The organism is Sediminibacter sp. Hel_I_10, from assembly GCF_000688335.1.
Taxonomy (GTDB): domain Bacteria; phylum Bacteroidota; class Bacteroidia; order Flavobacteriales; family Flavobacteriaceae; genus Psychroserpens.
Genome location: NZ_JHZX01000001.1, coordinates 1,234,827 through 1,259,038, shown reverse-complemented (window position 1 = coordinate 1,259,038; position 24,212 = coordinate 1,234,827). Strand labels below are relative to the sequence as shown.

The following is a 24,212-nucleotide window of genomic DNA, read 5'->3' as shown; positions in this document are numbered from 1 at the left end:
CTATGGCAAAACAAGCAGCAATAGAACAAGACGGATCGATTATTGAAGCATTATCAAATGCAATGTTTCGTGTTGAACTAGAAAATGGTCATATCGTGACCGCACACATCTCAGGTAAAATGCGTATGCATTACATTAAATTGTTACCTGGGGATAAAGTAAAATTGGAAATGAGTCCTTACGATTTAACTAAGGCTCGAATCACTTACAGATACTAAATTTATTCTGAGGTTAAACTTAGGTTTGATTAACGAATTCATAAAAACATTACAAGATGAAAGTAAGAGCATCAGTAAAAAAGAGAAGTGCAGACTGTAAATTGGTCCGCAGAAAAGGTAGACTTTACGTCATTAACAAAAAGAATCCTAGATTCAAACAAAGACAAGGATAATTATGGCTAGAATTGCAGGGGTAGATATTCCAAAACAAAAAAGAGGAGTGATCTCATTAACTTACATCTACGGTGTAGGTAGAAGCAGAGCTCAAGAAATTTTAGCTGCGGCTAATGTTGACGAAAACTTAAAAGTTGACGAGTGGACCGATGAACAAATCGGAGCTATTCGTGATGCCGTTGGTAGTTATACTATTGAAGGTGAACTTAGATCTGAAACACAATTAAACATTAAGCGATTAATGGATATTGGTTGTTACAGAGGTATTCGTCACAGAGCAGGTCTTCCTTTAAGAGGTCAAAGAACCAAAAACAACTCTCGTACTCGTAAGGGTAGAAGAAAAACTGTTGCTAACAAGAAAAAAGCAACTAAATAATAATTAGACATTAGTCATTAGTTTTAAACGTTAGACGAATCTGTTCGAAATAGAAATGTTTAGGATTCCAAAAACAAAAAAACTAGCAACTAGAAACTGAACACTATGGCAAAGTCAAGTACAAAAAAACGTAAAGTAATTGTTGATGCTGTTGGAGAAGGTCACGTAACGGCTTCTTTTAACAACATTATCATCTCTTTAACCAATAAAAAAGGCGATGTGATCTCTTGGTCATCTGCTGGAAAAATGGGTTTTAGAGGTTCAAAAAAGAATACTCCTTATGCTGCTCAATTAGCTGCTGAAGATGCAGCTGGCGTAGCAAAAGAGGCAGGTCTTAAGAAAATCAAGATTTATGTAAAAGGTCCAGGTAACGGAAGAGAATCTGCTATTAGATCTTTGCATAATGCAGGAATTGAAGTAACAGAAATCATAGATGTTACTCCAATGCCACATAATGGTTGTAGACCTCCAAAAAGACGTCGCGTCTAACAAGCTTATTTATAGAGATTAATATCAGCTGTATTACAGCTGATATTAATTTTATTATACGTAAATTTGCAAACTGAAAAATAAATAACAAGTATTACGAGAGATCAACGATTATCGAAGGATAAGATTAAGACCTTAATTCATAATCACTCTCATTAACAAATTTTTTTAAAATGGCAAGATATACTGGTCCTAAAACTAAAATAGCCCGAAAATTCGGTGAAGCTATCTTCGGAGATGATAAAGCCTTCGAAAAAAGAAACTATCCTCCAGGTCAACATGGTAATACCAGAAGACGTGGAAAAAAATCTGAATATGCAATCCAGTTAATGGAAAAGCAAAAAGCTAAATATACTTATGGTATTTTAGAAAAGCAATTCAGAAACATGTTTAAAAAAGCAACAGCTTCTAAGGGTATTACTGGTGAAGTATTGCTTCAATTATGTGAGTCTCGTTTAGATAACGTGGCTTATAGAATGGGATTGTCTCCATCTAGAAGTGGAGCAAGACAATTGGTATCACACAGACATATTACTGTAAACGGTGAGCTTGTGAATATACCATCTTATCAGTTGAAAGCAGGTGATGTTGTCGCTGTAAGAGAAAAATCTAAATCTTTAGAAACCATTCAAAATTCATTGGCTAATTCTAGCAATGTTTACGAATGGATCACTTGGAACAACGACACCAAAAAAGGGACGTATGTTTCTGTTCCAGAAAGAATTCAGATTCCAGAGAATATCAACGAGCAATTCATCGTCGAATTATATTCTAAATAATAACTAGATACAAAACGTAATATGGCAATATTAAATTTTCAGAAGCCGGACAAGGTAATCATGATTGATTCTACCGAGTTTGAAGGCAAGTTTGAATTTAGACCCCTAGAACCGGGTTATGGATTAACAGTAGGAAATGCTCTAAGACGAGTTTTGTTATCTTCATTAGAAGGTTTTGCGATTACATCTGTAAAAATCGAAGGAGTTGACCATGAGTTTTCTACCATCGCAGGTGTTGTTGAGGATGTTACTGAAATGATCCTAAACCTTAAACAAGTCAACTTTAAACGTCAAATTGACGAAGTTGATAATGAGTCTGTTTCAATTTCAATTTCTGGGCAAGACCAAATTACTGCTGGAGATTTCCAAAAGTTTATTTCTGGTTTTCAAGTATTGAATAAAGATTTAGTGATCTGTAATTTAGACTCAAAAGTGAATCTATCTATGGAAATCACTATTGAAAAAGGTAGAGGATATGTACCTGCTGAAGAAAATAAAAAAGCTTCTGCACCAATTGGTACCATCTTTACAGATTCTATCTATACGCCAATAAAAAATGTAAAATACGGGATTGAAAATTTTCGTGTTGAGCAAAAAACAGATTACGAAAAGTTAGTTTTTGAAATCATCACAGATGGTTCTATCCATCCTAAAGATGCATTAACTGAAGCTGCTAAAATATTGATTCATCACTTCATGTTGTTCTCCGATGAGCGCATCACGTTAGAGGCTGATGAAATTGCACAAACAGAAACTTATGATGAAGAGTCACTTCACATGAGACAATTGTTGAAAACCAAATTGGTAGATATGGATCTTTCTGTACGTGCGCTTAACTGTTTGAAAGCTGCAGAGGTTGATACATTAGGAGACTTAGTGTCTTTTAACAAGAATGACTTGATGAAGTTCCGTAATTTTGGTAAGAAATCTTTAACTGAGCTTGAAGAGCTTGTAAATGTTAAAGGTCTTAACTTCGGAATGGATCTAGCAAAATATAAATTAGATAAAGATTAAATTAATACGTCATATTTTTGCTCCTCAAAAAGGGTCGTAGCAAGATGATGATTAAAACAAAAATGTCATGAGACACGGAAAGAAATTTAACCATTTAGGAAGACAAACAGCGCACAGAAAGGCGATGTTGGCTAATATGGCTTGTTCATTAATTGAGCACAAACGTATTAACACTACAGTGGCTAAAGCGAAAGCTTTAAAGCAGTTTGTTGAACCAATGATTACTAAGTCTAAGGTGGATACAACCCACAGCAGACGTATTGTAATGTCGAGATTAAGACAAAAGAATGCAGTGATTGAACTCTTTAGAGATGTTGCTGTTAAAGTTGCAGATCGACCAGGTGGTTACACCAGAATTATCAAGTTAGGAAACAGACTTGGTGATAATGCTGACATGGCAATGATCGAGTTAGTAGATTATAACGAAATCTACAACGCTGTTAAGCCAGAGAAGAAAACAACAAGAAGAAGCCGAAGAGGTGGAAGCAGTAGCAAGCCGGCAGATGCGCCAGCTAAAGAAACTAAAGCAACCAACGAAGAGGAATAAATGTTAATAAGCATTTTATATATAAAGGATAATCTATTTTAGATTATCCTTTTTTTTATGGAATTTTACGACCTGATAGTTGTGAAGACCGCGAAAGAGGAAATACAATAAACATCATTTTTAATAACATGTCATACCAGAAAAGAAAAAAAGCGATTATTCTATTAGCTGATGGTACCATTTTCCATGGTAAATCAGTAGGAAAGGAAGGTTCTGCCTTTGGAGAAGTGTGTTTTAACACCGGTACTACTGGGTATCAAGAAATCTTTACAGATCCATCATATTATGGACAGTTAATGGCAACCACTAACGCACATATCGGTAATTATGGAACACTCGAATTAGAGGATGAATCTAATTCTGTCAAAATCTCAGGACTTATCTGTAAGAATTTTAGCTTTGATTATTCTAGAGCTGGAGGAGATAGCTCATTGCAGAATTTTTTCGAGAAGCATAATATCATGGCTATTTCAGATGTAGATACACGAGCATTAGTGAGCTATATTAGGGATAATGGTGCCATGAATGCGGTAATTTCTACAGAAGTTGATAACATTGAAGACTTGAAAAAACAATTGGCAGAAGTGCCAAATATGGAAGGTCTAGAGTTGGCCTCTCAAGTGTCTACAAAAGAACCTTATTACTTCGGAAATGAGAACGCTACCTATAAAGTCGCTGCATTAGATATTGGTATTAAAAATAATATCTTGAGAAATATGGCCAAGCGCGACATCTACGTTAAGGTGTTTCCTTACAATTCAAAATTTGAAGAATTGGAAGCATTTCAACCAGACGGCTACTTTCTTTCAAATGGGCCTGGTGATCCAGAACCCTTAGTTGAAGCACAAGAGTTAGCTAAGGAGATCATTAAGAGAAACCTCCCATTGTTCGGAATTTGTTTGGGACATCAAGTCATCGCGCTAGCAAATGGTATTTCTACTTATAAAATGCACCACGGGCATAGAGGCATCAATCACCCAGTAAAGAATCTTCTTACGGGTAAGGGAGAGATGACGTCTCAAAATCATGGCTTCGCTATCAATAGAGAAGAGACAGAAAACAACGAAGATATTGAAATCACCCACGTGCACCTCAATGATCACACTGTTGCAGGTATGCGAATGAAACATAAAAACTGCTTTTCGGTACAATATCACCCAGAAGCCAGTCCAGGACCAAATGACGCCTCTTATCTGTTCGATCAGTTTTTAGAGCTTGTCAAAAATTAATACTGAAGAAAAGTCAAGAAAATCTAAATTTTCTTGACTTTTCTCTTTTACGCAAACATTATAGCTTATATAAAACACAATTCTGAGGCGCTGACCGAGAATTGGCGTGACATTTTCGTAAATTTGGGAATGTTAAGCGTTTATAAAATTCAATAGACGGCTTGACTATTAAAAGATTAAATAAACTAAACATAAAAGAGAAACGATGAGCATTATCATTAATATTCATGCTAGACAAATTTTAGATTCAAGAGGAAACCCTACTGTAGAAGTAGATGTAGTTACCGAAAACGGCATTATGGGACGAGCAGCTGTGCCTTCTGGTGCTTCAACTGGAGAACATGAGGCCGTAGAGCTTCGTGACGGTGGAAAAGCTTACATGGGCAAAGGTGTTTCAAAAGCAGTAGATAATGTTAACTCTGTGATCGCACAAGAGCTTTTAGGAGAATCTATATTTGAACAAAACAGAATAGATCAATTAATGATTGATCTAGATGGTACGCCAAACAAATCGAAACTAGGTGCAAATGCCATTTTAGGGGTATCGCTTGCGGTTGCAAAAGCAGCAGCTGGTGAATTAGGAATGCCTTTATATCGTTATGTAGGCGGTGTTTCTGCAAATACATTACCAGTGCCTATGATGAACATCATTAACGGTGGTTCTCATAGTGATGCGCCTATCGCGTTTCAAGAATTTATGGTCATGCCAGTAAAAGCTAAAAACTTTACGCACGCCATGCAAATGGGAACTGAGATTTTCCATAACCTTAAAAAGGTATTGCACGATAGAGGTCTAAGTACTGCAGTTGGTGATGAAGGTGGTTTTGCACCTAATCTTGAAGGTGGCACTGAAGATGCTTTAGATACCATTAAGAAAGCGGTAGATAATGCGGGTTACAAATTAGGAGATGATGTCATGATTGCTTTAGATTGTGCTGCTGCAGAATTCTACGTTGATGGTGCTTACGATTACACAAAATTTGAAGGTAGCAAAGGCGTGGTAAGAACGAGTAAGGAGCAAGCTGATTATTTAGCCGAACTAGTAGAAAAGTATCCAATTATTTCTATTGAGGATGGTATGGATGAGAATGACTGGGACGGTTGGAAGTATTTAACTGAAAAAGTTGGAGACAAAGTACAATTGGTAGGAGATGATCTTTTTGTTACAAACGTGGAACGTCTTTCTAGAGGAATCGAAAATGGTATCGCAAACTCTATTTTGATTAAAGTGAATCAAATAGGAACGTTAACAGAGACGATTTCCGCAGTAAATATGGCACATAGTGCTGGGTACACTTCTGTAATGTCACACCGCTCAGGGGAGACTGAAGATAATACCATTGCTGATTTGGCAGTAGCCTTAAATACAGGTCAAATTAAAACAGGATCTGCATCTAGAAGTGATCGTATGGCAAAATATAATCAATTGCTTCGCATAGAAGAAGAGTTGGATGATGTGGCTTATTTTCCTCAAATGAATGCGTTTAAGATCAAAAAGTAATTTCAAGATCCTATTATAAAATGATAAAAGCCCATTTCTTTTTAGAAATGGGCTTTTTAGTTTTAAGTTAAAAGGCTTAAAGCGTATGCAGCTGTCTTAAACCTTCATAGGCAACAATGCCTACACAATTGGCTAAGTTGAGACTTCTAACATTGGAGCTGTATAGCGGAATTTTATAGATGTCCTCAGGATATTTGTCAAGAATAACTTTAGGTAGACCTACCGATTCCTTACCAAAAATGAGGAAGAGCTCCTCTTCAAATTTAAGGTCCCAAAAATCTTGTTTACCGTGACTAGAAAAAAACGCAAATTTTGAATTTTGGTGACTTTTAAAAAAAGCGTCGCTTGACTCATAGTAATGAACGTCGAGATGTTCCCAATAATCTAAGCCAGCGCGTTTTAATCTACTATCTGTAATTTCAAAACCAAAAGGTTTTACCAAATGCAGACGAGATCCGGTAGCCAAAGCCAATCTACCAATATTACCTGTATTATTAGGAATTTCGGGTTCTATAAGTACAATGTTTAGTTTCAAGATAGTTTAATGTTCTAATGAAGAGTTGCCAATTTCATTAATTTCTAGATCGTTTGGCTTTTTAGGGTCTGCACCATATTCATTTGGTCCAACATCACCTTCAGTAGCTAAAAGTATGATGAGCCAAATACCTCCAATAAATGGTATAAAAGAAACGAGATAATACCAGCCGCTTTTACCAGTATCATGCAGTCGTCTTACAGCAACCGCTAAGCTTGGTATAATAATAGCTAATACATATATCAAATAGATTGAAATAAGTCCTGGTGCATCTATTAGTGCCCCCAAGCCCATGAGTATCACAATTAGGGCAAAAATAATTATAATATTGAATAATTGAAACATCCAATATTCTTGGCGCCTTGCCCTACCTGTAAAATTTGCATAATTGTCTCTTATGACTTTTAAATACCATTCCATAAAGTTGATTGATTAGGTTAATATATTCTCAAATATATTCAATTTTAGATATGGAAAATAAAAAAAGCTCATTCAATGAAGAATGAACTTTTATAATATGTATTTAGACTAGCTTATTTTTTATTTTGCTGGTCTTTGATTGTTTTCTCATCAATATCAAATTTGTTTGTATTTGACTTTTTAGCAATACCATCTGGATTTGTTGGATTGGTTTGATCAGTCTTTCTTTCAAATTTTTTATTATCTTTTATAATTCCCATGGTTTTGTCTTTTTTTTGTTCAGTTAAAGATAAGGGATTACCTACAGAATAGTATTAAAACTATGGTAAAGTACAAGAGATATCTATTAAATTATGTTAAACACTCATAAGAAACCAACCAATCGATAACATATGGTAGTTTCAGTCTTTAGTTAAAATAGATGATGCAAAATTAGAAATCGATTTGGTGCCGTCATCTGTCAAGTGTTTGATAAAAGCACTTCCTATAATGGCGCCCTTTGCATATTGGGTGGCCTGTTTAAAAGTGTCATGATTAGAAATTCCGAATCCTACTATTTGAGGATTTTTAAGATTCATATCAAATATCCTTTTGAAATAGGCGGTTTGCTCTGTTCCAAAACCAGCACTGCTTCCTGTGACACTAGCACTGCTTACCATGTAAATAAAACCTTCGGAAATGCTATCGATATACCTTATTCGTTCTTCTGAAGTTTGAGGGGTTATTAGAAAGACGTTAATGAGGCCATGATCTTGAAAGATCGTTTTATACTCCTCATGATACACATCTACCGGTAGATCAGGAATGATAAGGCCATCAATACCAATGTCTTTACATTTTTTACAAAAAGCTTCCACGCCATATTGTAAAATCGGGTTAAAGTATCCCATAATTATCAATGGGATAGAAACGGTTTTTCGAATATCCTTGAGCTGCTTGAAAAGAATTTCGCTGGTCATTCCGTTTTTGAGCGCTTTTGTAGAACTTTCTTGTATGGTAGGGCCATCGGCCAAAGGATCGCTAAAAGGCAGGCCTATTTCAATCATATCTACACCACTTTTCTCAAGATCTTGAATGATGGTTTCAGTATCATTCAAATTGGGATAGCCCGCAGAAAAGTAAATGGATAATAACTTGCCTTCTTTTGATAGTTTTTCGTTGATTCTATTCATCTTTAGTTTCCACAATGGTGGAATCTTTTTTAATTAAACACTAATTACACTCGCAAGATTTCTTGGTGCTATAATTTAAAATAATCAATATAGTTTTGTAAATCTTTATCACCGCGGCCCGATAAATTCACCACGACGATATCATCTTTCTTAAATTTCTTTTGCTCAAAAATAGCCAGAGAGTGTGACGTTTCAATAGCGGGAATGATGCCTTCTAACTGACTTAATTCTAATCCTGCAATCATGGCTTCATCATCTGTAATAGAGATGAATTCGGCCCGTCCCGTTTTATAAAGGTTAGCGTGCATTGGGCCTACACCTGGATAATCTAATCCTGCAGAAATAGAGTAGGGCTCGGTAATTTGACCATCATCTGTTTGCATCAATAAGGTTTTACTGCCATGAATAATGCCTTCTTTGCCTAAAACAGAGGTGGCTGCACTTTCTCCAGAATGAATGCCTTTACCAGCCGCTTCTACTGCAATTAATTTAACATCGGTATCGTCTAAATAATGGTAAAATGCACCGGCCGCATTAGAGCCACCGCCTACGCAAGCAACGACGTAATCTGGTTTAGTGGTGCCTTCCTTTTCTTGTAGTTGCCATTGTATCTCTTCCGAAACGATTGCTTGAAATTTGGCCACCATATCTGGAAATGGATGAGGGCCTACAACACTACCCACAATGTAATGTGTATCTACGGGATTATTGATCCAATCACGCATGGCCTCATTAGTGGCATCTTTTAAGGTTCTACTGCCAGATAATGCAGGTCTCACTTCTGCTCCTAACATCTTCATTCGTGCCACATTTGGAGCTTGTCTAGCAATATCCACTTCTCCCATGTACACAATACACTCCATACCCATTAGCGCGCAAACCGTAGCCGTGGCAACACCATGTTGACCCGCACCAGTTTCGGCAATGATTCTCGTTTTGCCCAAACGCTGCGCCATTAAAATTTGTCCAACGGTATTATTTACCTTATGAGCGCCCGTATGGTTTAAATCTTCACGTTTTAAATAGATTTTGGTCTGGTACTTTTCGCTTAGTCTTTTGGCTAAATAGAGCGGCGACGGCCTGCCCACATAGTCTTTGAGTAATTGATCAAATGCTGCTTTAAAAGAAGGTTCAGCCATAATTTTAAGATAATTCTGTCTTAGCTCTTCAATATTAGGGTAGAGCATCTCAGGGATATAAGCGCCTCCAAATGCTCCGTAATAGCCTTTTTCATTTACATTATAAGTCATCGATAAATGTTTTTAAACGGTTCTTGTTTTTTAATCCAGCTTCAATTTCAAATTTACTATTAACGTCAATAGCGTAGCAATGTTCAGATTCTGAACTTTTTTGAAAGACAGACAGTCTGTCAAGATCGCCCCACCCTATGCCACCACTTAAAAAATAGGGCTTATTGGATGGGTACGATTTTAAAACGCTCCAATCAAAACGATAGCCATTGCCGCCAGGTAATTCGCCTTTGGTGTCAAATAAATAATAATCACATAAGGATTCAAAAACCTCCAATTTTGAAAAATCAAAATGATCGCGAATACTAAATACTTTAATGATTTCTATGGTACTCTTATCAATTGCGCTTAGTTTCCTGCGAAGCGACTTTATAAATTCGGGACTTTCTTTACCGTGCAATTGAACGGCCTGCAGCTCATGTTTCAAGACCGTTTCAGTAATAAAATGATCAGACGCATCTACAAACACACCCACTTTTTTTATAGACTTAGGTAAATCTGGAATTTCGCCATCAAAGAAGCGACTTGATTTTTCATAAAAGATAAAGCCCATAAAGTCGGGTTGCAATTGAGCAACATCGAGAATATTGTCTTTATATTTCATTCCGCAGATTTTAAGCTTCATCTGTTTAAATCTTTAATAAATTGCTTGGCACTTTCGCCTGCATCTTTGGTTTTCATAAAGTTTTCACCAATTAAAAAACCTTGATATCCATAAGGCTGCAATTGCTTGATGGCAGCTGTGGAACTCATACCACTTTCTGAAACTTTAACAAAATCATTTGGGATCAACTCACTGAGTTGTTTGCTGGTCTCTAAGCTAACTTCAAAGGTTTTTAGATTTCTGTTATTCACCCCCAAAAGATCTAAACTTGGCATGATTGATTTTTGAAGTTCGTCCTCATTATGAATCTCAAGGAGTACTTCAAGGCCTACTGTTTTTGCTAATCTTGAAAGCTGATTGATTTCCTTTGTTGTAAGAATTGCAGCAATTAATAAAATGACATCTGCTCCATAAGCTTTGGCTTCAATGATTTGATAGGCATCTATAATAAACTCTTTCCGAAGTAACGGTAAGTTGCATATGGAACGTGCGGTCAATAAATCATCTAGGCTTCCCCCAAAATATTTACCATCGGTTAAAACAGACATGCCACAAACACCCGCATTCTCATAACCCTTAGCCACATCAAAGACGTTTAAATCGTGATTGATGACTTGTTTGGATGGAGAGCGACGTTTGTGTTCTGCAATAATCCCAGAGGTACTTTCCTTTAAACGTTTGGAAAGTGAATGGCATTGACGCTCAAACAAAACAGAGCGCTCCAATTGCTCAATGGGTATGAGCTGCTTGCGAAGCTTAACTTCGAGGCGTTTGTCGTCTACTATTTTTTTTAAAATATCCATTAATTACTCAATTCAATCAATAATTCTAAACATTGGTTGGCTTTTCCGCTTTCTAAACTTTCTTGAGCACGATGAAAACCTTCTTGATGCGATATTTGCTCTACAGTGGCAATGGCCAAGCCTGCATTTGCACAAACCACATTGTTTTGTGCTTCTGTCCCTTCACCTTTAATGATCTTTTTGAAAATAGAAGCTGCTTTTTTGATGGAGGTGCCCCCAAAAATGGCAGAAGGTTCAATAAGATCAATATTTAAATCTGAGGGATTGAACATACTTTCGGCAGTATTGGATATGATCTTTGTGGCACCGGTCAATGAAATCTCATCATAACCATCTAGGTCATGAACAATGCTGTAATTCTTATCTGTATTTTGATAAAGGTATCCGTAAAGGCGCTGCAGTTCTAAGCTAAATACGCCAACCATTTGATTTTGTGGGAAGGCAGGGTTTACCATTGGACCTAACATGTTGAAAAATGTTTTTACACCTAGTTCTCGCCTAATCGGTGCTACGTTTTTCATTGCAGGATGAAATAAAGGTGCGTGCATCACGCAAATACCAGCTTTATCTATACTCGTTTTTAACCGATCAACATCATTGCTAAAATTAACCCCCAAAGCTTCCACAACGTTAGAAGAGCCAGAGGCAGAAGATACACCATAGTTGCCATGTTTGGCAACTTTAACGCCTGCACCAGCGGTGATAAAGGAGGCTAGAGTAGATATATTGAAAGTGTCCTTACCATCACCACCAGTACCACAAAGATCAATAGTGTTGAAATCTGAAAGATCAACAGGAATACACAGCTCTAAAAGTGCATCCCGAAACCCTTGCAGTTCTTCTATAGTAATACTTCGCATCATGTAAACGGTCAAAAAAGAAGCGATTTGACTTTGGTTATAAATACCTGCGGAAATATTCACCAAGACGTTTTTGGCTTCTTCGGCACTAATGCTTTCTTGATTTATTAATCGATTTAAGATATGTTTCATTATGGTTTTACCTGATGGAGGCACTATTTTAATTCGTTGATTTAAAGTGTCACTAAGTTGAACAGTCTTATTGATTGACCCAATTTTTTAACAATTGCTTTCCATTTGGGGTCAATACACTTTCGGGATGGTATTGCACGCCTTTTACGTCGTAAACCTTATGCCGTAAAGACATGACCTGCCCTTTATGGTCATGGGACGTGGCTTCTAAAACTTCGGGTAATTTGGTGTCTACAACCCAAGAGTGATAGCGGCCTACTTCTATGGTTTTATTCATACCATGGTACAAAGCTTCGTCATCAACACTTATGGTGATTTCTGTGGCTACACCGTGATGCACCTCGTTAAGATTGATCAGCGTTCCACCAAATACTTCGCAAATGGCTTGTTGCCCAAGACACACGCCCAAAATACTCTTGCTTGGAGCGTATCTTCTAATGATGTCCTTTAAGAGACCAGCTTCATCAGGAATTCCTGGACCTGGTGACAAGACAATCTTATCGTAATCTTCCACATCATCTAAATGCAGCTTATCATTTCTCTTCACGGTTACCGTACAATCGAGATCCTCTAAATAATGAACCAAGTTGTAAGTAAAGCTGTCGTAGTTATCTATTACTAATATATTCATCTTCAAATTCCGAGTCAACGGAACATCGTTTAATTAAACTTCGTTTCTGTTCAAATCACCCAATCCTAGAGCGTTTCTGCCAATTCGATGGCTTTGGTTAACGCTCCTAATTTGTTGTACACTTCTTGCAGCTCATCTTCAGCTTTTGATTTTGAGACTACTCCAGCACCTGCTTGCCAATGCAATTGGTGGTTCTTGCTCAAAAAGGTTCTAATCATGATGGCGTGGTTATAATTGCCATTAAAATCCATAAAACCGATAGCGCCACCATAGTAAGTTCTACTCGTTTTTTCATACTGCTCAATCAGTTGCATGGCACGATGTTTTGGAGCACCGCTCAGCGTCCCTGCAGGAAAGGTGTCTGCAACCACTTGTAAGGTTGGCGTCCCTTGATGGATTTTACCTGAAACTTTGCTTACTAAATGGATGACATGAGAAAAGAACTGTGCTTCTCTATAGGTCTCTACCTTGACTTCGCTCCCGTGACGACTAAGATCATTTCTGGCCAAATCCACCAGCATCACGTGCTCTGCATTTTCTTTAGCATCAGAGGCTAATTTTTTTGCAAGATCGGCATCTTGTTCGTCATTGCCAGTTCTTCGGAAGGTGCCTGCAATGGGATGAATTTCGGCGCGTCCCTCATTGACCACGAGTTGTGCTTCTGGAGAGCTCCCAAATATTTTAAAGTTTCCGTAGTCAAAATAAAAAAGATATGGTGACGGATTGATACTCCTCAAAGCCCGATACACATTAAACTCATCTCCCTTGAAATTTTGGGCGAATTTTTTGGATAATACCAGTTGAAAAACATCGCCTCTTGCACAATGTTTCTTGGCAAGTTCTACATGTGCTTTATAGTCTTCATCGGTGAGGTTGGAGCTTATGGTGCCTTCGGATGAAAAGTTATAGGTGGCAAAATTTCTCGACTTTATTAATTGTAGGATCTCGTCAATGTTGTTTTCAGTTTCAAAGCAGTGGGCAAAAATATAGGCTTCGTTTTTAAAGTGATTAATAGCAATGATATTTTGATAGACGGCATAATATAAGTCTGGAATTTCTAAAGAGTCCGACTTTTTTGAAATGGAAATGTCTTCAAAATATTTGACAGCATCATAAGCAGTGTAACCAAAGATGCCATTGTTTATAAATTTGAAATCGGTTTCAGAATTCACCTTAAAACGGCGTGTGAACTTGTCCATTTCTTCAGTGACCGATATGTTTAGTGCATTGTTGGTCTTTGAGCTGCCATCTGGGTAAGTTTGCTCGATGCTATCATTCTGAACTTTTATTGTGGCAATAGGATTAAAGCAGATGTAGGAAAAACTGTTATCACTGGCATGATAATCACTACTTTCCAAAAGGATGCTATTGGGATACTTGTCTCTTATCTTAAGATAAATACTTACGGGAGTAATGGTATCTGCAAGTATTTTTTTATAGTGGGTATATAGACTGAATGTTTTCATGTTTCGTTTAAATTCAATGTGCTGCTATTAAGTCTTCATTTTAAAAAACGTCAATAGCGTTGTAATGGTTGGTTTATTTTTGTTTTTAGAGGTTATAGCTGTCTCTAAGCGCAACCGATTAAAACAAAAAAGGCTTGTCGTGAATGACAAGCCTTTTTATTTATATTTTTTAAATATACGGTATAGGTTTAGTTCACGAGAAATGACTTTCGTTTTGACCACCACCAAGTATGATTTAATTGTTTTTGCATTTTTTTTATCTTAAAAGTCAAAGATAGAAATGATTAATTGGTTATCAAACATATTTTAACAAAAAAATTCCCGCCATAACGGGAATCTTTTTTTCTAAATGCAGCTATTAACTCCTTTAAAAGAATTAGAATTTGAGGTTTACATTTAGATCAAATTCATCATAGATTGCTTTGTCCTTTAAATCATCAAAGAAGCTAGCAGAACCATATCTAATGTCATATTTAGTTCTGTCAATTTTGATTTGAGCAGTGGCTGAATCGTCATTCACCATCATTTTAAAAGTATGTGGAAGCGTAGTTTCCTTAATAGTTAAATCGCCAGTAACCTCATAGGCTCCATTCTTGCCTTTAACGTTGGTAATTGTAAAGGTTGCTGTTTCATGATTGGCTGTACCGAAGAAATCATCTGATTTTAAATGACCTTCTAATTTTTCTTTACCGCCTCCAGCTTCTAGATCTGTAACGTTGATTGAAGTCATATCCATAATGAAATTTCCTCCTGTCAATTGATCATTCTCAAAAGTTAAAACACCTTCCGATAATTTAATGGTTCCTTCGTGAGAACCAGTTACTTTATAACCTTTCCAAGTAATGTTACTATCTTTTACATTAACTTTCTTTTCAGAAATACTTCCAAAAGATACCAATGCAATCGTTACTAAAAATAAAGCTGCTGTTTTTAATGTTGTTGTATTCATAATTATAATTTTAAGGGTTGTTAAATGGTTTTAAATAATGTGGACTCTGATTTTCTTACTTTTTTATAATTCTGTGTATCATCTTCTTTAGAACGATATCCTAAAGTGATCACTACAGAGGCATTTAAATCTTGATCTTTAAGACCTAAGATGTCATTATAGGCCTCGTTTTCAAAACCTTCCATTGGGCACGCATCAATCTTAAAATCTGCGGCTGCCGACAACAGATTACCTACTACAATGTATGCTTGTTTTGCACTCCACGGTGCTTTCTTCTCTTTATCTAAAGCAACAGTTGTAGACTTCATCATTTGAGCATAATCCTTTAGATCTGCTCTGTCTACACCTCGCGTTTGAACAACATTGTCTATATAATCATCAACAAGAGCATCACCAAAATCGGTCATGTTTGCCAATACAATCATGTGAGATGCATCTGTAATTTGTGGTTGATCCCATGACGCAGCTTTAAGTTTAGTGCGTACATCTTTATCTTCAATAATCAAAATCTTATAGGGCTGTAGACCATAAGAGGAAGCAGATAAACGCATGGCCTCTTTTAATTTTTCAAAGTCTGATGGTGCTATCTTTTTTGAAGTATCAAATTTCTTTGTGGCATAGCGCCAATTTAAGTTTTCTAGATAATTACTCATATGTTTTGGTTTTTAATTGTTGTTTATACAACAGTTAGTTAAAATTTTTATCGTGATAGTTTTACCAACAATTTGTTAAGTTGTTGTAATTCTTTCTGGTTTAAGTTAGAAGTCATCTTTTTCTCGGTCTCGTCTACTAAGCGATCTAGCTCTTTGAGTTTTTCAAGCCCGTGATTTGTGATATATACCTCAATTTTACGACGGTTTTGTTCACATTGAATTCGTTTTACAAAATCCTTTAAAATCAATTTGTCGATCAGGCGGGTAGTGTTACTCATCTTATTGACCATACGCTCTTGTATGTCTTGTAAATTGAGCGGGTCTCCCTTTTGCCCCCTAAGTATTCTCAACACATTAAATTGCTCTAAGGAGAGATCATGAGGTTTTAAAACATTCAGAAACTCATTTTTAAATTCGGTTTGAGCGAGAAAAATAGAAATTACGGTCTGCCTTGATATTGGCAAATCGATTTCGGTTTTTAATTTCTCTTTTAACTCCTTCATGTACAATAGTTGTATATACAAATGTATGGGATTTATTTGAATTAGAGAGAAGGTTCAAATTAATTTTTTGTTAAACTTAAGTGGTATGCAAAATACATCTCTATTTTTAAGGGATGAGACTATTACTGTTATGTGCTGCGTTGTGCTGTTTTGCCTGTAAAAGTGAAACGAGATCTGAAATGTCATCAAACCAAGCCAATGTTTCTTCTTCGGAAATTGCTACAGATAGTTTAGAAGTCTATGATTTTAATGGACTTGAAAAGTATTTGAATCGCAGTGATGATAAAATTTACGTCGTCAATTTTTGGGCAACTTGGTGTGCGCCTTGCGTAAAGGAATTGCCCTATTTCGAACAATTGAACGTGGAGTATGCTAAAGACAACGTGGAGGTGATTCTGGTAAGTCTTGATTTTCCCAGTAAATATGATTCCAATTTAAAACCTTATATTAGGGAGAAGCAATTGAAATCTAAGGTAATCGCTCTTAATGATACCGATTCTAACACTTGGATCCCCAAAGTAGATGAGAATTGGTCTGGTGCCATACCGGCAACTATTATTTATAATAAAGACAAACGTAAATTTTACGAAAAATCATTTGATTACCAAGCGCTTGAAAAGGAAGTAAAACAATTTTTAAACTGAAATTATGATGAAAAAGGGACTTAACGCAGTAATCGCGATGGCCTTAGCCTTATTGGCTTTTGCTTTTGCACCAATGTCAGATGGCTACAAAGTTGGAGACATTGCGACCGATTTTGATTTGAAAAATATTGATGGGAACATGGTATCCATGGCCGATTACGATGATGCGAAAGGCTTTATTGTAATTTTTACTTGTAATACCTGTCCGTATGCAGTAGCGTATGAGAACCGTATTGAAGCCCTCAACAAGAAATACGCAAAGAAAGGATATCCCGTTATCGCCATTATGCCAAATAATACAGACGTAAAACCTGGTGATAACTTAGAGGCTATGAAGAAACGTGCGAAGGAAAAGGGATTCACATTTCCTTATCTTATAGATGAAGGTCAAAAAATATACCCGCAATATGGCGCTACAAAAACACCGCATGTGTACGTTTTAGAGCGCACATCTAAAGGGCCTCAAGTAAAATATATAGGTGCTATTGACGATAATTATCAAGACGCCTCTGCGGTTAAAGATACTTATGTAGAAGATGCTGTAGATGCACTATTGTCTAATGAAGAGGTTCCTGTTAAAAGTACAAGAGCTATTGGTTGTTCAATTAAGGTGTAAAAACGACTTTAACGAAAAATAAAATCAAAACCGAAATGTAACACTTCGGTTTTTTTTACGTCTATCTGTCAAAGAAACGTTAATTTTGTATTTATAAAAACAAAGTAATTATGGCAGATTTATCACAAGACGAATGGGCTGTTCAGCAAAAAGAAGATGACAATGCTGTGATCTTAGATGTGAGAACGCAAGATGAAGTTGAAGAAGGGATGATTCCAGAGGCACTTCATATAGATATTCATAAAGGACAGGGATTTATTGATGAGCTCGAGAAATTGGACAAATCAAAATCCTATTATGTATACTGTAGATCTGGAGCAAGAAGCAATCAGGCTTGTGCCGTAATGAACCAATTGGGCTTTGATAAGGCTTATAATTTACTTGGCGGATTCAATGAATGGTCCGGTGATGTGAAAATCCCATAAATTCAAACCTGTGAAAAACATAATGCTCATTTGTTTGTTAGGCTTAGTGATGATCACGGCTTGTTCAAAAGAAACCCCTACCGAAATCAAGATGATTACCCCAGAAGAAATGGAATCACTCTTAGAGCTTGAAGATGTGCAATTGGTGGATGTAAGAACGCCTAAAGAATATGAAACAGGCTTTATTGCTCACTCTCAAAACATTGATTTTAATTCCCCAACTTTTGATGAGGATATTGAGAAACTAGATAAAACCCAGCCCGTAATTCTCTATTGTAAATCTGGAGGTCGAAGTGCCAAATGTGCCGAAAAACTTAAGGCAGCTGGCTTCGTTAAGATTTATGACTTAGAAGGTGGAATTACCCACTGGAGACATGAAAAACTAGAAGTTAAAACTTTTGATTGACTACTGAAGCTGAACCTAGGGTTCAGCTTTTTTTTTGCTGAAATTTGATATCATGTTTACTGCTCAGCTTTTAGCACAAGTCTATGCTTTTTGTTAAATTAGCACCTTCACAATTAGATTTACATTTAGTATAATTTTACCATCTTTAGAGATATCTACAGTTACATTTGAACACTTTAAAAAGTAATAACGTCTTACCAGCTTAATGATATGAAGCAGATCCATTTTACGTTTTTCACTCTATTTTTTATTTTTAGTTCATTAAATGCTCAGGTTTTCGATCCTGTGAAATGGTCGACTTCCGTAGAGAAAATTTCAGAAACAGAATATGATCTTGTGGCTACAGCAACCATAGATGAAGGTTGGCATTTGTACTCGCAAGAGGTTTATGAAGATGGTCCCGTTTCCACGCGTTTTAGTTTTTCTGAAAGTGATACCTTTAAGTTAGTTGGTGATACATCAGAAGGCAAGGGGAAAACGATCAACGATCCGGTCTTTGAGATGAAAATTAAATTCTTTGAGGATAGAGCAGAATTCAAACAGCGTATCAACGTATTGAGTGAAGCGCTATCTGTTGTAAAAGGAGAGGTAGAGTTCATGGTTTGTGATGATGAAAAGTGTTTGCCTCCAAATTATGTAGACTTAACATTTCAGATAAAAGCGCCAGAAGACGATAGCGAACTCAATTTTTCTGCAAATTCTAATGACTCCAAAATTTTAAAACCAGTGACTTGGGATACTTCTGTAGAGAAGATTTCTAGTACCGAATTCATATTGGTTTCAAAGGCCAAAATAGATAAAAACTGGCACTTATATTCACAATCGGTTCCAGAAGATGGTCCCATTGCAACACATTTTACCTACGAGACTCAAGAAGGTTATGAGCTTGTAGAAAATACCTCAGAAGCTATTGGAAAAACAGTAAACGATCCTGTTTTTGAAATGAAAATCAAATATTTTGAGGATGAGGCCGAATTCAAGCAGCGCATAACTTTAGACGATAGCACCATAAAGACCATCACTGCCGAAGTAGAATTCATGGCCTGTGACGATAAGCAATGTTTAGCCCCAAGTTATGTTGATCTCAACTTTGATTTAACTAAGAGTGTACAGCTTTCAGAAAGTGAGATCTTGGCGACACCAGAGCGTGAAGCAGATACTAGAGGCTTATGGTCCATATTTCTTGTAGCCTTTTTATCTGGATTTGTAGCCTTGTTAACACCTTGTGTGTTTCCTATGATCCCAATGACGGTTAGCTTCTTTATTAAGCAAAGTAAATCTAAGGCCAAAGGGATTAGTAATGCTATTATTTACGGATTGTCCATTATTGTGATTTATGTGTTATTGGGTACAATTATTACGGCTATTTTTGGTGCAGATGCTCTAAATGCGTTGGCCACTAACGTCTGGTTTAACCTGTTGTTCTTTATACTCTTGGTAGTTTTTGCGATTTCGTTTTTGGGCGCATTTGAAATTGTTTTGCCAAACTCATGGGCCAATAAGGCCGATAGGCAGGCAGATAAAGGAGGTTTAATAGGCATATTTTTTATGGCCTTGGCTTTAGCCATCATATCTTTTTCTTGTACGGGACCTATTGTAGGGACTATTTTGGTAGAAGCAGCATCTAAAGGTGGTATTGCTCCAGTAATCGGCATGCTTGGTTTCTCATCTGCAATTGCTTTACCATTTGCCTTATTTGCCGCATTTCCAGGCTGGCTTAATTCACTGCCTAAATCTGGAGGTTGGTTAAATACGGTAAAAGTAGTCTTGGGATTTCTCGAGTTGGCATTTGCCTTTAAGTTTTTATCTCAGGCCGATTTGGTACTCCAGTTACATTTCTTAGAACGTGAGGTATTCTTGGCCATATGGATCGCCATATTTGGTGCTTTAGCACTCTATTTACTCGGAAAAATGCAATTACCGCACGATTCGCCACTACAGCACATTTCCGTAGGAAGATTGCTGCTAGGGTTATTGACGCTTTCTTTTACGGTTTATATGATCCCAGGGCTTTGGGGTGCTCCTTTGAATTTAATTAGTGCCTTCCCGCCACCGTTGGATTATGCCGAATCTCCTTATGGGGTAGGCAATTCAAAAACTGGAGGAAGTTTCATGTCAGGCTCGCAAGAAGAACTGCCCGAAGGCGCGCATATTTTGGCACCTTATGATATTGTATCATTTAATGATTATGAAAAAGGAATGGCTTACGCTAAAAAAGTGAACAAGCCTGTGATGATTGACTTTACAGGCCATGCCTGTGTAAACTGCCGTAAAATGGAACAGAACGTTTGGGTAAAAAATCGCGTTTTGCAGCTGCTTAAAAATGATGTGGTACTCATTTCGCTTTATGTGGACGATAAACGCAAACTTCCAGAAGGGGAGCAGTTGGATTCGAAACTAAAGCCAGGAAAAAAATTGAAATATATTGGCCAAAAGTGGAGCGAATTTCAAACCATAAACTACAAGACGAATACGCAACCATTTTATGCTTTAGTAGGGCATGATGGGGAAGATTTAATAGAGCCTGTAGGATATACACCAGACGTTGATGACTATTATGATTGGTTGTCAAACGGTATTGATAACTTCAAATAATAAAAAAAGGACGACCGTATGAGTCGTCCTTTTTTACTTTTACTATAGATGATTAAAGCGCAGTATAGTCAAATTTTTGACCTCCTACAGAAGCCTCTGCCATAAGTCCAGCTTTAGGTAGCGCAAACACAGCAACACCGTCTTTGTATTTAGCCGCTTTAGCTTTGCCCGATTTTAAAACAACCGCCGAAACTCCAGCAGAAAACTCAAAATCACCATCTTTAAAAGAATTTAGAGCAGCTTCGTCCTTGAAAAAGATAATTTCAATGATGGCTTGGCCACCTGCTTGAAGTCCAACACTCAACTCTTTTAATTTAGCCATGCCTTGGGCTGTGCCATTTTCATAAAGAACACCGTTTCCTGCAGAGGCGCCAACAATGAGTCCGCCCTTACCTACGTTTGGGAAAATGACATAACCTGCCGAGTTATCAAAAAAGGTTTGCAGTGAAGCATCTTCTGAAAGTAATTTTGCTTTGGCATCGTTGGCATCTGCCATAGTGCTTTGGTCCTTGTCGCTTTGTGCAACAGCGCCATAACTCATCAATATAACACTGAGTATGGTAATTGATTTTAAAAATTTCATAATGTATCGTTTTTTTGTTTAAATCAAAGTTCGACGATGTTTCGGGCTTTGCATATTGCAAAAAATTCTAAAATTAGCTTGATTACTATTTTGTGAATATTTTAAGAGAATAAGGTTATAAAGTTTCTGTATATGGAAGGCTATAGGTTTTTATGTTGCTTATCATAACCACGAATACAGTTAACTTTGACACCTATAATTTATAATCGTAGACAGATAATAAAACATCGAATTTGCTAATCGCTTCGTATATTAACTTTGTAACAAATTTTAAGACATGTCTTTTTCATTTCAAAACCGTTGGGTCAAGTGGATCCTTCGTCTCATTACGGCTGGTATTTCGGTTTTATTTTTGCTGTGGCTATCGGTTTATATAGGTCTTTGGGGAAAACTGCCCTCAAAAACAGAATTATCTGCCATCAAACAGGCAGAGGCTACGCTCTTACTGGATGCTAATGAGCAATTGCTTGGTAAATATTTCATTTTTGATCGGCAAATGGTGGCTTATGAAGACCTTCCGAAGCACCTAGTAGATGCTTTGGTTGCTACGGAAGACGCTCGCTTTTTTGAACATGGTGGCGTCGATTATACGAGCTTGCTTAGAGTTGTGTTTAAATCTATTTTGTTGCAGGATGATTCTGCTGGAGGAGGAAGTACCATTAGTCAGCAATTGGTTAAGAATATCTACGGAAGAGAACACCACGGTTGGTTTTCCATGCCCGTAAATAAAATTAAGGAGATGATCGTGGCCAAGCGTTTTGAAAGTCTGTATTCTAAACAAGACATCTTAACCTTGTACCTAAATACGGTTCCCTTTAGTGATAATACCTTTGGGATAGAAAGTGCCGCACAAAAGCTTTTTAGTACAACCACTCAACAATTGAGTTTAGCCGAGTCTGCAACCTTGGTTGGTACCTTAAAAGCGTCACACAGTTATAACCCGAGATTGTTTCCAGAGCGCAGTCAGTTACGGCGTGATGTTGTTTTAAAACAGATGGTGGTCAATGGCTATATTGATGAGGCGCTCCAAGAAAAAACAAGTTCAGAGCCTCTTGAAATTGATTATCGCGTATTTAAACATGACGACGGTACCGCTGCTTACTTTAGAGAACAAGTACGATTGGATGTTGTGAAGCTTTTGGACAGTCTCAAAACCCCAGATGATAAGCCATATGATCTTTATAAAGACGGTTTGACCATTTATACCACGCTTGATTTAAGTATGCAGCGCTATGCAGAAGCTGCTATGGCGCAACATTTAAAAGCTTTACAAGATCAATTTGAGCGTGGTTATGGCAAAAATGCGCCGTGGTTGAATCAGAATGTCATCGCCGAAAAAATTAAAACATTAAGCCTCTATAAAAGCTTGAAACAAAAAAAGTGGGATGATAAAAAAATCATGGATTCACTCAACGTTAAGAGCAATCACAAATTGTTCAGTTGGGAGGGAGATACCATTCAGTTGAGTTCTACTATAGATAGCTTAAAACACACCTTAAAGTTTTTGAATACTGGTTTTGTTGCCCTTGAGCCACAAACAGGAGCCGTTAAAGCATACGTGGGCGGCATTGACTATGGCTATTTTAAATATGATCATGTGTTAAAATCCAAACGTCAAGTGGGTTCTACCTTTAAACCCATTGTGTATACGGCTGCCTTAGAAAATGGCATGGATCCTTGTACTTACATTCCTGTAAAAGCGGTGACCTATACCAATCAAAAAGATTGGAAGCCTACCAATAGCGGTAATGAGGAGACGGATGAGCATCTTAATTATTCCTTGGGATATGGACTGAGTCATTCCGTCAATACCATTGCTGTAAAGGTGCTAGAAGATGTGGGGATAGATGCGGCCATTACTCAAGCCCAAAAAATGGGCATTACTTCAGAATTACCAAAAGTACCATCCTTAGCCTTAGGTACTGCGGAATTGTCACTTATGGAACTTGCTACAGCTTATACCGCTTATGCCAATCATGGCCATATTTCAAAGCCCTTTTATATTTCGAAAATTGAGGATAAAGATGGCACTGTTATTTACGAAAGGGAAACTCCTGAGGAGGCCACCGAGGCGTTCTCTGAAGAGACCCGTCAACTCATGGTTGAAATTATGAAATCTACCATCAATTCAGGGACTGCCCAACGGATGCGCTCAACATATGGCTTACAAAATGACCTTGCCGGTAAAACAGGAACCACTCAAAATAATAAAGATGGTTGGTTTGTTGGGGTGAGTCCAAAATTAATAATGGCAACTTGGGTGGGTAATAATGATCATCGTATTGGATTTAGCAATACTGGGATTGGTCAAGGGGCTAATTCTGCACTGCCCATTGTAGCGCTGTTTTTAAAACAATTAAATGCAGATTCCAAATTTAACGACGTCACTGGCGCGCAATTTGAAAAACCATCAGATGCTGTGATTGCTGCTTTAGACTGTGACTCCCAAAAACGGGACGGATTTTTAAAGCGTTTATTCACTAAGAACCGTGACGAAAAGGAATTTGATACTGATGACGAGGCTGATAAAAAGGAGAAAAAGGGATTCTTTTCCTTTTTGAAAAAGAAAAAGGACTGATCGTAAAGCAATCAAAACCGAACAATCCTTAGGGCAGCTTTACGTTTTTGCAAGAGATAT

General features: G+C 37.1%; 29 protein-coding genes. 15 read left to right on the top strand and 14 right to left on the bottom strand.

The genetic code is table 11. The annotated features are described in order from the left end of the window. Nucleotides 1–2: 2 nt before the first annotated feature. From infA to eno, 9 genes are all read left to right on the top strand, one after another. On the top strand, nt 3–218 hold the full coding sequence (gene infA / locus P176_RS0105635) for a translation initiation factor IF-1 (protein ID WP_026753784.1): 216 nt from the start codon (nt 3–5) through the stop codon (nt 216–218). Nucleotides 219–274: 56 nt separating this feature from the next. Beyond that, on the top strand, nt 275–391 hold the full coding sequence (gene ykgO, locus P176_RS20260) for a type B 50S ribosomal protein L36 (RefSeq protein WP_008269159.1): 117 nt from the start codon (nt 275–277) through the stop codon (nt 389–391). Between the two features lie 2 nt (nt 392–393). Then, nucleotides 394–768, top strand: a complete 375-nt coding sequence (gene rpsM, locus P176_RS0105630) for a 30S ribosomal protein S13 (protein ID WP_026753783.1) — start codon at nt 394–396, stop codon at nt 766–768. Between the two features lie 105 nt (nt 769–873). Next, entirely contained in the window at nt 874–1,257 is a 384-nt protein-coding gene (rpsK, locus tag P176_RS0105625; protein ID WP_026753782.1) for a 30S ribosomal protein S11, read from the top strand. Between the two features lie 173 nt (nt 1,258–1,430). Continuing rightward, the gene (gene rpsD / locus P176_RS0105620) at nt 1,431–2,036 is read left to right on the top strand and encodes a 30S ribosomal protein S4 (protein ID WP_026753781.1); all 606 of its coding nucleotides are present in this window, start codon (nt 1,431–1,433) and stop codon (nt 2,034–2,036) included. A gap of 21 nt (nt 2,037–2,057) precedes the next feature. Continuing rightward, on the top strand, nt 2,058–3,050 hold the full coding sequence (locus P176_RS0105615; protein WP_026753780.1) for a DNA-directed RNA polymerase subunit alpha: 993 nt from the start codon (nt 2,058–2,060) through the stop codon (nt 3,048–3,050). Between the two features lie 67 nt (nt 3,051–3,117). Then, nucleotides 3,118–3,597 (top strand): 50S ribosomal protein L17, encoded by a 480-nt coding sequence (gene rplQ, locus P176_RS0105610; RefSeq protein ID WP_026753779.1) that lies wholly within the window; start codon nt 3,118–3,120, stop codon nt 3,595–3,597. A gap of 128 nt (nt 3,598–3,725) precedes the next feature. Further along, a complete protein-coding gene (gene carA, locus P176_RS0105605; protein WP_026753778.1) occupies nt 3,726–4,826 on the top strand; it encodes a glutamine-hydrolyzing carbamoyl-phosphate synthase small subunit in 1,101 nt (366 codons plus the stop codon). A 205-nt stretch (nt 4,827–5,031) separates the two neighbouring features. After that, nucleotides 5,032–6,327 carry a phosphopyruvate hydratase gene (eno, locus tag P176_RS0105600; protein ID WP_026753777.1) on the top strand — a complete coding sequence of 432 codons (1,296 nt, stop codon included), beginning with the start codon at nt 5,032–5,034 and terminating at the stop codon, nt 6,325–6,327. Nucleotides 6,328–6,403: 76 nt separating this feature from the next. Here eno and P176_RS0105595 read toward each other — a convergent pair whose 3' ends face one another. The 13 genes from P176_RS0105595 to P176_RS0105530 form a co-directional block, all read right to left on the bottom strand. Then, the gene (locus P176_RS0105595; RefSeq protein WP_026753776.1) at nt 6,404–6,862 is read right to left on the bottom strand and encodes a tRNA (cytidine(34)-2'-O)-methyltransferase; all 459 of its coding nucleotides are present in this window, start codon (nt 6,860–6,862) and stop codon (nt 6,404–6,406) included. Nucleotides 6,863–6,868: 6 nt separating this feature from the next. After that, the gene (locus P176_RS0105590; RefSeq protein ID WP_026753775.1) at nt 6,869–7,282 is read right to left on the bottom strand and encodes a DUF805 domain-containing protein; all 414 of its coding nucleotides are present in this window, start codon (nt 7,280–7,282) and stop codon (nt 6,869–6,871) included. A gap of 113 nt (nt 7,283–7,395) precedes the next feature. Continuing rightward, a complete protein-coding gene (locus P176_RS20545; RefSeq protein ID WP_197022150.1) occupies nt 7,396–7,542 on the bottom strand; it encodes a hypothetical protein in 147 nt (48 codons plus the stop codon). A gap of 141 nt (nt 7,543–7,683) precedes the next feature. Further along, nucleotides 7,684–8,454, bottom strand: a complete 771-nt coding sequence (trpA, locus tag P176_RS0105580; RefSeq protein WP_026753774.1) for a tryptophan synthase subunit alpha — start codon at nt 8,452–8,454, stop codon at nt 7,684–7,686. Between the two features lie 68 nt (nt 8,455–8,522). After that, nucleotides 8,523–9,704: a tryptophan synthase subunit beta gene (gene trpB / locus P176_RS0105575; RefSeq protein ID WP_026753773.1), complete on the bottom strand. Its 1,182-nt coding sequence runs from the start codon at nt 9,702–9,704 to the stop codon at nt 8,523–8,525. Beyond that, on the bottom strand, nt 9,694–10,329 hold the full coding sequence (locus tag P176_RS0105570; RefSeq protein WP_026753772.1) for a phosphoribosylanthranilate isomerase: 636 nt from the start codon (nt 10,327–10,329) through the stop codon (nt 9,694–9,696). Before P176_RS0105570 ends, trpB begins: the two co-directional genes overlap by 11 nt. Further along, a complete protein-coding gene (gene trpC, locus P176_RS0105565; RefSeq protein ID WP_026753771.1) occupies nt 10,326–11,111 on the bottom strand; it encodes an indole-3-glycerol phosphate synthase TrpC in 786 nt (261 codons plus the stop codon). The genes P176_RS0105570 and trpC overlap by 4 nt, the downstream gene beginning before the upstream one ends. After that, nucleotides 11,111–12,103: an anthranilate phosphoribosyltransferase gene (trpD, locus tag P176_RS0105560; protein ID WP_026753770.1), complete on the bottom strand. Its 993-nt coding sequence runs from the start codon at nt 12,101–12,103 to the stop codon at nt 11,111–11,113. The genes trpC and trpD overlap by 1 nt, the downstream gene beginning before the upstream one ends. Nucleotides 12,104–12,170: 67 nt before the next feature. Next, nucleotides 12,171–12,734, bottom strand: a complete 564-nt coding sequence (locus P176_RS0105555; RefSeq protein ID WP_026753769.1) for an aminodeoxychorismate/anthranilate synthase component II — start codon at nt 12,732–12,734, stop codon at nt 12,171–12,173. 65 nt (nt 12,735–12,799) lie between these two features. Beyond that, a complete protein-coding gene (locus tag P176_RS0105550) occupies nt 12,800–14,200 on the bottom strand; it encodes an anthranilate synthase component I family protein (protein WP_026753768.1) in 1,401 nt (466 codons plus the stop codon). Between the two features lie 376 nt (nt 14,201–14,576). Next, nucleotides 14,577–15,149, bottom strand: a complete 573-nt coding sequence (locus tag P176_RS0105540; protein ID WP_026753766.1) for a YceI family protein — start codon at nt 15,147–15,149, stop codon at nt 14,577–14,579. A gap of 20 nt (nt 15,150–15,169) precedes the next feature. Next, complete coding sequence (locus P176_RS0105535) at nt 15,170–15,802, bottom strand: NAD(P)H-dependent oxidoreductase (protein WP_026753765.1); 633 nt, start codon at nt 15,800–15,802, stop codon at nt 15,170–15,172. A 47-nt stretch (nt 15,803–15,849) separates the two neighbouring features. Then, nucleotides 15,850–16,305, bottom strand: a complete 456-nt coding sequence (locus P176_RS0105530; protein ID WP_037348732.1) for a MarR family winged helix-turn-helix transcriptional regulator — start codon at nt 16,303–16,305, stop codon at nt 15,850–15,852. A gap of 179 nt (nt 16,306–16,484) precedes the next feature. On the opposite strand from P176_RS0105530, the gene P176_RS0105525 reads away from it, so the two are divergent. From P176_RS0105525 to P176_RS19040, 5 genes are all read left to right on the top strand, one after another. After that, the gene (locus P176_RS0105525) at nt 16,485–16,949 is read left to right on the top strand and encodes a TlpA disulfide reductase family protein (protein WP_231481196.1); all 465 of its coding nucleotides are present in this window, start codon (nt 16,485–16,487) and stop codon (nt 16,947–16,949) included. Between the two features lie 7 nt (nt 16,950–16,956). After that, nucleotides 16,957–17,565 carry a thioredoxin family protein gene (locus P176_RS0105520; RefSeq protein ID WP_026753762.1) on the top strand — a complete coding sequence of 203 codons (609 nt, stop codon included), beginning with the start codon at nt 16,957–16,959 and terminating at the stop codon, nt 17,563–17,565. A 110-nt stretch (nt 17,566–17,675) separates the two neighbouring features. After that, a complete protein-coding gene (locus P176_RS0105515; RefSeq protein ID WP_026753761.1) occupies nt 17,676–17,990 on the top strand; it encodes a rhodanese-like domain-containing protein in 315 nt (104 codons plus the stop codon). A 22-nt stretch (nt 17,991–18,012) separates the two neighbouring features. Next, nucleotides 18,013–18,396: a rhodanese-like domain-containing protein gene (locus tag P176_RS0105510; protein WP_037348731.1), complete on the top strand. Its 384-nt coding sequence runs from the start codon at nt 18,013–18,015 to the stop codon at nt 18,394–18,396. 210 nt (nt 18,397–18,606) lie between these two features. Then, on the top strand, nt 18,607–20,991 hold the full coding sequence (locus tag P176_RS19040) for a protein-disulfide reductase DsbD domain-containing protein (RefSeq protein WP_156032966.1): 2,385 nt from the start codon (nt 18,607–18,609) through the stop codon (nt 20,989–20,991). Between the two features lie 52 nt (nt 20,992–21,043). Here P176_RS19040 and P176_RS0105500 read toward each other — a convergent pair whose 3' ends face one another. Beyond that, nucleotides 21,044–21,574, bottom strand: a complete 531-nt coding sequence (locus P176_RS0105500; RefSeq protein WP_026753759.1) for a YSC84-related protein — start codon at nt 21,572–21,574, stop codon at nt 21,044–21,046. Nucleotides 21,575–21,851: 277 nt separating this feature from the next. On the opposite strand from P176_RS0105500, the gene P176_RS0105495 reads away from it, so the two are divergent. After that, nucleotides 21,852–24,152, top strand: coding sequence for a penicillin-binding protein 1A (locus P176_RS0105495; protein WP_026753758.1), 2,301 nt, complete (start codon nt 21,852–21,854; stop codon nt 24,150–24,152). Nucleotides 24,153–24,212: the final 60 nt, after the last annotated feature.